The sequence below is a fragment of the Ottowia thiooxydans DSM 14619 genome (assembly GCF_000422885.1).
Classification (GTDB): domain Bacteria; phylum Pseudomonadota; class Gammaproteobacteria; order Burkholderiales; family Burkholderiaceae_C; genus Ottowia; species Ottowia thiooxydans.
The window spans coordinates 1-11,257 of the sequence record NZ_AUGX01000071.1 but is presented as its reverse complement, the minus strand read 5'-3'; the positions used below and the strand labels follow the sequence as shown (position 1 = coordinate 11,257).

General features: G+C 61.5%; 8 protein-coding genes. 4 read left to right on the top strand and 4 right to left on the bottom strand.

What is annotated here, in order from left to right; all coding sequences use genetic code 11:
* Positions 1–553 precede the first annotated feature (553 nt).
* Complete coding sequence (locus tag G518_RS37050; RefSeq protein WP_036596215.1) at positions 554–1,729, bottom strand: MFS transporter; 1,176 nt, start codon at positions 1,727–1,729, stop codon at positions 554–556.
* Positions 1,730–2,064: 335 nt separating this feature from the next.
* On the opposite strand from G518_RS37050, the gene uvrA reads away from it, so the two are divergent.
* On the top strand, positions 2,065–5,037 hold the full coding sequence (uvrA, locus tag G518_RS0126005; RefSeq protein WP_028604985.1) for an excinuclease ABC subunit UvrA: 2,973 nt from the start codon (positions 2,065–2,067) through the stop codon (positions 5,035–5,037).
* A 34-nt stretch (positions 5,038–5,071) separates the two neighbouring features.
* Here uvrA and G518_RS0126000 read toward each other — a convergent pair whose 3' ends face one another.
* Entirely contained in the window at positions 5,072–6,061 is a 990-nt protein-coding gene (locus tag G518_RS0126000; protein ID WP_028604984.1) for a Bug family tripartite tricarboxylate transporter substrate binding protein, read from the bottom strand.
* A gap of 251 nt (positions 6,062–6,312) precedes the next feature.
* Positions 6,313–7,200 (bottom strand): LysR family transcriptional regulator, encoded by an 888-nt coding sequence (locus G518_RS0125995; RefSeq protein ID WP_028604983.1) that lies wholly within the window; start codon positions 7,198–7,200, stop codon positions 6,313–6,315.
* A 125-nt stretch (positions 7,201–7,325) separates the two neighbouring features.
* Between G518_RS0125995 and G518_RS0125990 the strand changes: the two genes are divergently transcribed.
* The 3 genes from G518_RS0125990 to G518_RS41150 all read left to right on the top strand — a co-directional run bounded on the left by G518_RS0125990 (position 7,326) and on the right by G518_RS41150 (position 10,992).
* A complete protein-coding gene (locus tag G518_RS0125990) occupies positions 7,326–8,303 on the top strand; it encodes a Bug family tripartite tricarboxylate transporter substrate binding protein (RefSeq protein ID WP_028604982.1) in 978 nt (325 codons plus the stop codon).
* A gap of 28 nt (positions 8,304–8,331) precedes the next feature.
* Complete coding sequence (locus tag G518_RS0125985; RefSeq protein WP_051237419.1) at positions 8,332–9,711, top strand: lyase family protein; 1,380 nt, start codon at positions 8,332–8,334, stop codon at positions 9,709–9,711.
* An 81-nt stretch (positions 9,712–9,792) separates the two neighbouring features.
* A complete protein-coding gene (locus G518_RS41150) occupies positions 9,793–10,992 on the top strand; it encodes an alpha/beta fold hydrolase (RefSeq protein ID WP_169458012.1) in 1,200 nt (399 codons plus the stop codon).
* Positions 10,993–11,053: 61 nt separating this feature from the next.
* On the opposite strand, the gene G518_RS40780 is transcribed toward G518_RS41150, so the two are convergent.
* The coding region (locus tag G518_RS40780) for a hypothetical protein (protein ID WP_036596210.1) at positions 11,054–11,257 on the bottom strand (204 nt) is incomplete at its 5' end.

Genomic DNA, 11,257 nt, shown 5'->3' with positions numbered 1-11,257 from the left:
TCCCCAAAAGGGGAAAGACTAATAATTCGAAGGCCGAGCGAAGCAATGGCCCGAGTGAGGCTCCCCACCCCTTGAGGCCGTGCCGAGGAGCACAGGGCAAGGGGCGGGCAAGAGCACTGAAAGATGCTCTTGCTTCAAGAACTAGCTTGCGGCAGCTGTTTGAACGTAGTGAGCGAAGCGAAAGAAGAGAGTTCTGCCGCGCCGCCCGTTGACCGAGCACCGCAGGGTGCCCGGAGCGCAGCGCAGGGACACGGACTTGGGGTCGCATTTCTTTGGTTCCTTGCTTTGTGCGAGCAAAGAAAGGGACTGCACTGCCGGGGGCAATCCCGGCCTCGGACCTCAAGAGAAGAGCAGAAGGTATTTAGCAACCGCAGCGCTTACTCGACCGCCGCCTGCCCTCACCGGTTGGCCGGCCCCGCCCCACCCTCTCCCGCAAGCGGTAGAGGGAGCAAGAAGCAACCGGCCGCGGAGCAGGCCATGCAAGTGTGGTCGCGGAGCTGGCTTTGCCAGGCCGCTGGCTGCGTCCCCCTCAGGGGGAAGGCGCACCAGCGACTCAGGGGGAGCCATTCCCTCCGGGCACGCGTTGCCCCCATCCCAGCAACACCCACACCAACGCAAGCCCAGTTGTAGCCGCAAACACCGTATTAGCACTACCGCTCTTAAGCAGCAACCCACCCAACGCGCCGCCCGCAAACAAGCCAAGTGACTGCAAGGTGTTGTACACCCCCAACGCCGCACCCCGCGCATGCGCCGGGGCAAGGCGCGAGATCAGGCTAGGTTGACTGGCTTCCAGGATGTTGAAAGCCACAAAGAAGAAGAACAGCACAATGCCCAGCGCCCAGAGCCCAGGCGCTTGGGGTGCCAGCAGCCAAAACGCCGTCTGCACCACGAACAGCAGCGCAATCGCACCACGCAGTACGGCCCGCAAATACCCGCGCCGCTCCATCGCGAACAAACCGCCGAGCAGCAAGAACGAGGCCAGCACCGCCGGCAGGTACACATGCCAGTGCTGCGCCTTCTCCAAGCCCGCCTGAACCAGCAGACCCGGCACCACGACCCACATCGCCATCTGTACGGTATGCAGTACAAACACCCCGAGATCCAGACGCCAAAGATCAGGATGCATCCACACGTCCTGCAGCCGGCCGCGGCGCTGATCCGCGTGCACAGCGGGTTCGGGTGGTGTCCAGCCCAAAATGACCGCAATGCCCAGCAGTGCCAGCACTGCAGTCAATATGAAGAGGCCCGAAAGACCGAACCATGCTGTTAGAGCAGGCGCCGCCATCAACGAAATGGCGAAGGTCAGCCCAATGCTCCCGCCGACCAGAGCCATCCCCTTGGTACGCACCTCATCCCGCGTGAGATCAGCCAGTAGCGCGGTGACGGCAGCAGATATCGCGCCCGCGCCCTGCACACCGCGTGCAATCGCCAGCATTTGTACGCTGTCTGCGGCAGCAGCCAGCACGCTTCCCAGGGCAAAAACCACCAATCCCAGCACAATGATGCGCTTGCGTCCGAAACGATCAGAGGCCAGTCCCAGTGGCACCTGCATGACTGCCTGCGTCAGGCCGTAAACCCCCATGGCAAGGCCGACAAGTGCGGGATCATTGCCACCGGGCAGGCGCGCAGCTTCCAGCGCGAACACCGGCAACACGAGAAACAAACCCAGCATTCGCAACGCGAATATCGCCGCCAGCGAAAAGCTGGCACGGCGCTCGGTTGGCGTCATGCGGTGAGTGGAAGCAGAGGTTTTGGAATCAGGAGAAGAAACAGACATGGGCGCAAAAAGGCACCAACCGAAAACATCGGCGACGGCGTATTGTCAATCATCCGGGGCCGCCCTTTTCGGGTTGAGGCGAAATCGAGCGATTTCTTCGTCTTTGCTCTGGGATAGGCACCAGGTCTTGCTCCCCGAACGACCAGTGACGTCTGCTGACGCTGACGCTCCCGGATCAGCCTTCACACAATCTACCAGTTCCAGAACTTTCACCCCTTTTGCACGAAAACCCAGACCCACCGATAATCTAATGTTGCCTTGCTGATGGCCTTATCTTGAACGCACGCATTCCTCCTGAGCAGACTGAGTCCACGCCACCGTCTGCGCCCGCAGCCGATGAATCCAGGCATCTTGCCGCCGCCCTGCGAGCGCAGCGTATCAGCGTGCGCGGTGCCCGCACGCACAATCTGAAGAACATCGACATCGATATTCCTCGCAATCAGCTGGTGGTGATTACCGGCTTGAGCGGCTCCGGAAAGTCTTCGCTGGCATTTGACACGCTCTACGCCGAAGGGCAGCGGCGCTATGTGGAGAGCTTGTCGGCCTATGCGCGGCAGTTTCTGCAGTTGATGGACAAACCTGACGTCGATCTGATTGAAGGGCTTTCGCCCGCCATCAGCATCGAGCAGAAAGCCACCAGCCACAACCCGCGCTCCACTGTGGGCACCGTGACCGAGATTCACGATTACCTGCGCCTGCTGTTCGCCCGTGCAGGCACGCCTTACTGCCCTGATCACGACCTGCCCTTGGCCATGCAGAGCGTGAGCCAGATGGTGGACACGGCTCTGGCACTGCCCGAAGAAACCCGCCTGATGATCCTGGCGCCAGTGGCGCGCGAGAAAAAGGGCGAGTTTGTGGAGATGTTTGAGCAGATGCGGGCGCAGGGCTACGTGCGTTTCCGCGTAGATGGGAAGATCGTTGAGGCTGAGAACCTCCCGCCCCTGAAAAAGGCTGAAAAGCACGACATCGACGTCGTGATTGACCGGCTGAAGGTGCGCCCCGACATGGCTTCCCGTCTGGCAGACAGCTTTGAGGCCGCCCTGCGCCTGGCTGATGGCAGAGCCATCGCGATGGAGATGGATTCTGAACGCGAGCACCTGTTCAATGCCCGCTTTGCCTGCCCCACCTGCGGCTACTCCATCGCTGAGCTGGAGCCGCGCCTGTTCTCATTCAACTCGCCTGTTGGCGCCTGCACGACCTGTGACGGCATTGGCACCATGGAGTTCTTTGATGCAGAACGCGTGGTGGCCTTCCCTTCCTTGAGTCTGGCCAGTGGCGCCATCAAAGGCTGGGACCGGCGCAATGGCTACTATTTCGCCTTGCTCGAAAGCCTGGCCAAGCATTACAAGATCAGCGTTGAGACGCCTTTCGAGGAACTAACCGAATCGGTACGCCATGCGATCTTGCACGGCTCGGGTGAGGAAGAGATCAAATTCAGCTACACCTACGATTCCGGCGCATCGGCTGGCAAGAAGGTGAATAAAAAGCACCCTTTTGAGGGCATTCTGCCCAATATGGCGCGGCGCTATAGAGAAACTGATTCCCAGGTCGTGCGCGAGGAGCTGGCCCGCTACCGCAGCTACCAGCCCTGCACGGACTGCGGCGGAACGCGGCTTAAACGCGAGGCGCGCAGCGTCAAACTAGGTGAAGGTGCGCAACGCCGAGCCATTTACGAGATCAACCACGTGACTTTGGGAGAGGCCAAAGCCTACTTCGACGAGTTGCAACTCAGCGGCTCCAGAGCCGAAATCGCAGACAAAGTGGTCCGCGAGATCGGCAACCGCCTGAAATTCCTGAACGATGTGGGCCTGAATTACCTGAGCCTGGACCGCAGTGCAGAAACCTTGAGCGGCGGAGAAGCGCAGCGCATACGCCTGGCCAGCCAGATCGGCAGCGGGCTAACGGGCGTGATGTACGTTCTTGACGAACCAAGCATCGGCCTGCACCAGCGGGATAACGACAGGCTGATTGGCACGCTCCAGCATTTGCGCGATATTGGCAATAGCGTGCTGGTGGTAGAGCACGACGAAGACATGATCCGCGCCGCGGACCACGTCATCGACATGGGCCCCGGCGCAGGCGTGCACGGCGGACGCGTGATGGCGCAGGGCAACTTTGAGCAGGTGGCTGCTACCCCTGGCTCAGTCACCGGGCAGTATCTGAGCGGCGTGCGCTCCATCGCCATTCCTGAACGCCGGCCCCCGCCAGCGGCCATGTCCGGCACCTCTGAAGGCAAACCAGAGGGGCCAGCGCCAGAAGGCGTTCTGCGCATCATTGGCGCCAGTGGCAACAACCTCAAGAATGTCACCGTGGACTTTCCGGTGGGTCTGCTGACCTGCGTGACGGGCGTATCTGGTTCCGGTAAATCGACGCTCGTGAATGACACGCTGCACAAGGCCGCCTCACGCCACATTCACCGCGCGCACGATGAGCCAGCACCAAATGAAGGCATTGAGGGCCTGGAGCAGTTCGACAAGGTGATTGCCGTCGACCAATCTCCCATTGGCCGCACCCCGCGCAGCAATCCTGCGACCTATACCGGTCTTTTTACGCCCATCCGCGAGCTGATGTCAGAGACCAATACCGCGAAGGAACGCGGTTACGGCCCTGGGCGGTTCTCGTTCAACGTGCCGCAATCGAGTGGTGGCGGGCGCTGTGAGTCATGCCAGGGTGATGGCGTAGTGAAGGTGGAAATGCACTTTCTGCCAGATGTCTACGTGCCCTGCGATATCTGCCACGGCAAGCGCTACAACCGCGAAACCCTGGAGATCCAGTGGAAGGGCAAGAATATCGCCCAGATCCTGGAAATGACGGTGGAAGCCGCGCACGCCTATTTCAAGGATCAGCCGAACATTGCCCGCAAGCTGCAAACGCTGCTGGATGTGGGCCTGAGCTACATCACCCTGGGCCAGAGCGCCACCACGCTTTCGGGCGGTGAGGCGCAACGCGTGAAGCTGGCCCTGGAGCTGAGCAAACGGGACACAGGGCGCACGCTCTACATCCTGGATGAGCCCACCACCGGTTTGCACTTTGCCGACATCGATCTCCTCCTGAAGGTGCTTCACCAATTACGCGAAGCTGGCAACACCATCGTGGTGATCGAGCACAACCTGGACGTCATCAAGATCGCCGACTGGCTGATCGACATGGGGCCTGAAGGCGGCGCAGGTGGCGGCACGGTCGTGGGTGTGGGCACACCTGAAGACCTGGCTGCCAACACGGCCAGTTATACGGGTCGGTATCTCAAGCGGTTGCTATAGCGCCCAGCCGCGCAGACTCCTAGGGCAAACGTCGTCACTCAGGTTGCACGCCAGCTTCTCTCAGGCCTTTGCCCCACGAGTCGTACTGCTGCTGAACGTGGCGCTTGTGCTCCGCTAAGCTGATGAGCTTGACATCGAAGCCCTGAGATTCGAGTCGTTTTCGGAACTCGGGGTTGCGCGAAATTTTCTCAAGATCGGCGTTGACGCGTGCCAGGATTTCCGGAGGTGTTCCCGGGGGTGCCGCGATGCCTACCCAGACGATCAGGTTGAAGGTAGTGATGCCGTTTTCCGCGAGCGTCGGTACGGTGGGATAAGAGGTGATTCGCGCAGGCGAGGCCGCAGCCAGCGCGCGCAGCTTGCCCGCCTTCAGTTGGGGGCCTGCGACAGACACATCCAGCCAGGCGTAATCCACCTGACCACCCAGCAGGTCCGTAATGACTTGCGGCACCGTTTTGTAAGGCACGGGCAGTGCCTTGATCTTCGCCATGGATGCGAAGGTGGCCGCAGTAGCCTGCTGGCTGCTGGAGCCATAGCCGTAGGTCAGTTTGCCGGGATTGGCCCCAGCGAAATCGACCAGTTCCTGCATGGTCTTGAAGCGTGAGGTTTCGTTGACGCACAGCACCAGCGGAATGGTCACCAGATTGGCAATGTGCGCGAAGTCATTCACCGCGTCGTAGCCCACATTCTTCATCAGCCACGGCGCCGCCGAATTGGACGATGACCCCGTGATGCCCAGGGTGTAGCCATCAGGCTGCGCCTTGGTGATCAAGCCCGCGCCGAGTGCGCCATTCGTTCCCGGCTTGTTGTCGATCACCACCGGCACATTGAGCGCGACGCGCAATTCATCCGCGACCACACGGGCCATATTGTCCGCGCCGCTACCAGCTCCAAAGGGCACGATAAGCCGGATGGGTTTGCTGGGCCAAGATGGGTCTGACGCCACCGCATCAGCATGGAAACAAGCCGTCAGGCTGGCGGCTCCAGCGGCCAGCAGCAGTTGGCGTCTTTCTTGAAATGCGGTCATGTGTTGCTTGTCTCATTGTTTGTTGTAAAAATCGCGGGTACTTCGACGCCTTCTCCTGCCTATGCTGCAGATGTTCCCTAGCGTTTTGAACGGATTATCGAGTGACCCGCAGAGCGGGCAACAGGGTTTCCACTTAACTATGCAGATAGGCTCGCATGCGGCTTAGGAGGCTGTTGGAGCAGTGATCTTTCACATTGATCGCGACGAGAAGTGCAGTTGCCCCGCGCTTCCTCGGGCCTCGCCCAAATCGATCAAAGAGAGGGCGGATCGCTGCGCATCACACCTTCCGCGCATTCCCCAAAGGCCTTGATCAACACCTTCTTGGGTGAGGCCCTGAGCCACAACAAGCCTAGCACGCGCGCAGCCCTGGCTTGCGGCAGCGGAATGCGCACCAGCGCCTGGGCATCCCTGAAGGGAGAGATGGTGTCAGGCACCAGTGCCACGCCCAGGTCGCGCTCCACCATCATGGACACCGCCAGCAGGGAATTCAACTCGAAGCGCTCCTGCGGCACGATGCCTGCGTCCCGCAGGAACTGATCGGCCAACTTGCCACCGCCCAAAGTGCGGTCGTAGCGAATCAGGGGTTGTTCACGCAGGAGCCGCAGTGGGTCAGAACCGGCCAGGCGACTGTGGGCCAATACCACCAGCGGCTCTTCACGGAGCATGCGCCACTCCAGCGTCTTGGGAATGTCGTACCCCGGCTGCAAGGTGAGCGCGACGTCTACAGCGCCTTCTGCCACCAACTCGTTCAGGTGGCCAGCCAGGCCCGCGCGGATGGAAACGCGCGTATGCGGGTAACGTGCGGTGAACTCTTGCAAGATGTCAGGCAGTGCGCTGTGCAGCAACGTGGCCACCGTGCCCACGTGGATCTCATGCTGCAACTCATCTCCATGCACCCAGGTGCGCAGCCCGGCAGCTTCGCGCACGAGCGCTTCAGCTTTTTCCATCAACCGGTGGCCCGCCTCGGTGGGGCGCACCGTGCGCCCCGCACGCTGCAGCAAGGAAGCCCCTAGTTCGCGCTCCAGCACCCGCATCTGCTGAGCCACGGCAGTAGGGCTCAAGTCAAGCTGACGGGCGGCCTCAGACATCGAGCCCTTGCGAGCCACGAGCAGAAAAGTGTGCAGAAATGCGGTGTCCACATCCAACATTATGTTGGATGTAATTGCACCCAGACATGATTCTTTATTTGTTCTCTAGTGCGCATACTTCGGGTCAGGGCGTATTCACACCAAATTTCACGCGTCCATCAATCAGGAGACTCGCCATGCATTCATCCCCTTTCACCCGTCGCCACCTGCTCGCCCTGTCTGCGCTGGGTGCATTGCCTGCCTGGGCGCAAAGTGATAGCCAGCCGGTGCGTATCGTGGTGCCTTTTGCACCCGGAGGTGGAAACGACGTGCTGGGCCGCCAGATGGCCAACGGCTTGTCGACTGCTTTCGGCCGCACCTATATCGTGGACAACAAGGCCGGTGCGGGCGGCAACATAGGCACAGAGTACGTGATTCGCGCAGCTGGTGATGGCAACACGCTGTTGCTGGGCCACACCGGCACCGTGTCTATCAACCCCTATCTTTACAAGGGGCTGAAGTTCGACGTCCAAAAAGGCTTGAAGCCCGTGGCGATGTTCGCCTCTGCTGCCTTGTTGCTCGTGGTACCGGAGTCATCCCCTATCAAGACCCTGGCGCAGTTGGTGGACGCCATTCGCCAGTCTAAAGACCCCTTTACCTACGCCTCCAGCGGCGCGGGCACGGGCGGCCACCTGGCTTCCGAGATGTTGGCCGAGGCACTGAAGGTGAAGATGACCCACATTCCCTATAAGGGAACCAACCCCGCCCTGACGGACGTCGTAGGCGGCCAGGTGCAAATGATGTTCAGCGTGATCCCGCCAGCCCAGGCACTGGTGACCAGCGGCAAGCTGCGGGCACTGGCCGTGACGAGCGCGAAGCGCCATGCACAGCTGCCACAGGTGCCTACCGTGGCTGAATCAGGCGTTGCTTCTCTGGCCAACTTCGAGAGCACCTTGACCTACGGCCTGTTGGCGCCAAGCTCGACGCCTGCTGCGCGGATCGAAGCGCTGAGCAAGCAGATCCTGCAAGTGGCGGGAACCCCAGCCTTCCAATCCAAGCTGGGTGTGGAAGGTGCAGAGCCCCTGTTGGGAGACGCCGCTCAGTATGGCGCGCGCATTCAGAAAGAGTCTGCCAAATGGGCGGCGGTGATCAAGAGCTCAGGCGCCAGCATCTGAACCTCCTACTCTCAAGCTTCAACGCATCGTGAACGCCTTCGGCCAATCCCTGCTGCCCGGTGCCGCACACCAGCTGTTCGACGACGCGGCTCTGTGCCGTGCCTTTCTGGATTTCGAATCCGCATTGGCCGAAGCGCAAGCATCCGAAGGCCTGATCCCTGTTGAAGCCGCCGAGGCTATTGCAGCCGCCTGCGCGGCCACGCAACTCGATGCGCACACGTTGGCTGGCGAAGCCCGCCATGGAGGCGCGATGGCCGTGCCGCTCGTGGCCATGATTGCCGCCACGCTGGAACAACGCGAAGAGGCGCACGCCGTGCGCTATCTGCATTTTGGTGCCACCACCCAAGATGTGGTGGACACCGCACAAGTGCTGATGACCAAGCAGGCGCTGGCACAGTTGCTGGCTCCGTTGGAGCAATGCATCACCCTGCTGCGCGATCAGGCCGCTCGCCACGCCCGCACGCCCATGCTCGCACGCACGCTGCTCCAGCCTGCTCAGATCATGAGTTGGGGCTTGAAGTGCGCTTCATGGTTGCAGCCTCTCCAGCGCAGCCATGCGCATTTGCTGGCCTTGGCAGAACAGGCCCTGGTGTTGCAACTGGGCGGAGCCACGGGCAATCAGTCCGCTTTGGGGGAAGCAGGCGAACGCATAGCCGCACGCATGGCTAAGCAACTGGGTCTAGGGCACGCACCTAGCAGCTGGCACACGCAACGAGATGCCTGGCTGCGCTTCGGGCTGGAAGTTGCTGTGCTGATGGGCTCCTTGTCAAAGATTGCCAAGGATCTCGCTCTGCTGTCGCAGGCTGAAGTGGGGGAGGTCTCGGAAGGCGCTGGCGCGAGCACCGCCCCTAACGGCTCGGCACGCGGCGGCTCCAGCGCCATGCCGCATAAGCGCAATCCTGTCGCCTGCATGCAAGCCATTGCAGCCTGCGCTCAGGGCCCCGGAATTGCAGCCACCTTGCTATCCACCATGGCGCAAGCCCACGAACGAGGCCTGGGTGAATGGCAAGCTGAGGTCGCCGTCTGGCCACAACTATGGATACAAGCCTTCGGAGCCACCAGCGCAGTCCGGGACGCATTGTCTGGCCTGCAGGTGGACACAGCCCGCATGACCCGCAACATCGACAACCTGCAAGGACTGGTTCACTCTGAAGCGCTCACTCAAGCCCTGGCCGCTGCAGTGGGCAAGAAACCAGCCCGCGCCCGGATACAAGCCCTGGGACCGCTGGCGCTTTCCAGTGAGACCCCTCTGCTGCAATTGCTGTTGACGGATACTTGCGTGCAAGCATTGCCCGAAGGCCCTCGCACCGCGCTCCAGGCCACCCTGGCTGCAGCCTGTGATCTGGACTTGGTCACTGAGCCATCAGCCCGTCTGTGCAAGCGCCTGCTGGAAGAGAATCACCTGTGAGGCTTCTTCCTCGTGCGGATCACGTGATTGAGGCCGATGCGGGTTGATATTGATGATGGATATTTGAAGGTGTTTTTCCCCATGGCTTCCACGCTGTCGTATACCTTGCAGAACGAGGGCTCCGGCCCACTCATAGTCCTGAGCCATGCGCTTGGCATGGACCGCAACGCCTGGGCGCCACTGCTTGCGCATCTAGGTCCTCGTGTTCGCACCCTGATCTTTGATCATCCAGGCCACGGGGGCTCTCCTGGCCAACCACTCGCAGGGACGATGAACGCCCTGGTGGATGAAGCTGCGGCGCTCCTGCGGGACGTGGCACGCGGACCCGTGGTCTGGGTTGGGCTATCCATGGGTGGCATGGTGGGCATGGGCCTGGCCATTCGCCACCCTGCTTTGCTCCAGGGCTTGGTGGTGGCGAACAGCACGGCCTATTACCCTGACGCTGCGCGCCCCAACTGGGACAGCCGCATTGCCACAGTGCGAAACGAGGGTTTGGCCGCCATTGCCGACACGGTGATGCAGCGGTATTTTCATGATGACTTCCGGAACTCGCATCCGGATGCGGTGGCCAGAGCTCGTGCCACTTTGGTTGGCACATCGCCAGTGGCGTATGCCGCCTGCTGTGAGGCTGTACGAGACGTCGATTGGCGCGCCGGCCTGCCGACCATCACCATCCCCACCCTGGTAATCGCTGGCAGCCTGGATGCAGGTACGCCGCCAGCCATGGGACAAGCCATCGCTGAAGCCGTGCCAGGCGCTGAACTGACCATCCTGCCGCAGGCTTCTCACATCAGCGCCGTTGAGCAACCCGCGGCCTTTGCGCGGCTACTGCGCGCTTTCGTGCGTGATCGATGCCAGCCCCAGGCAACCGAAGCGGCAGATACCTCCGCTACCGACTACACCCAGGGCTTGCAGCACCGCCGCCGCATTCTGGGCGATGCCTGGGTAGACCGTTCGTTAGCGAACCGGACCGACTTCAACAGCGAGTTTCAGGAGTTGATCACACGCCACGCGTGGAACGACATCTGGGGCCGCCCCGCACTCGGGGATCGTCTGCGCCGTTTCATGGTGCTGTCGATGATGATCGGCATCCATGCCTGGGATGAGTTTGCGCTGCATGTACGGGCGGCACTCGACGGACAGGAAGACTCTCGTCTCACGCCTGAGGATCTTAAGGAGGTGGTTCTCATGGCGGCTATTTATTGTGGTGTGCCGGCTGCCAACCATGCGACTGGCATTGTGGGAGCACTGCTCCGGGAGCGCGAGCAAAGCCCCCCCTGAGGCGCTTGCGCGCCTTCCCCCAGGGGACGCAGCCAGCGGCCGGGCAAAGCCCGCTCCGCGGCTACTCCCGAATGGCCTGCTCCGCGGCCGTTTGATATCGCTCCCTCTCCCGCAGGCGGGAGAGGGAGTCAAACCCTTCGCTTGCGACTGACAGGTGCAGGGCCGAGCGCAGCGATGGCCCGAGTGGGTATCCCACCCCTCTGGCCGCGCTGAGAAGCGCAGGGCAAGGGGCGGGCAAGAGCACTGAAAGATGCTCTTGCTTCGT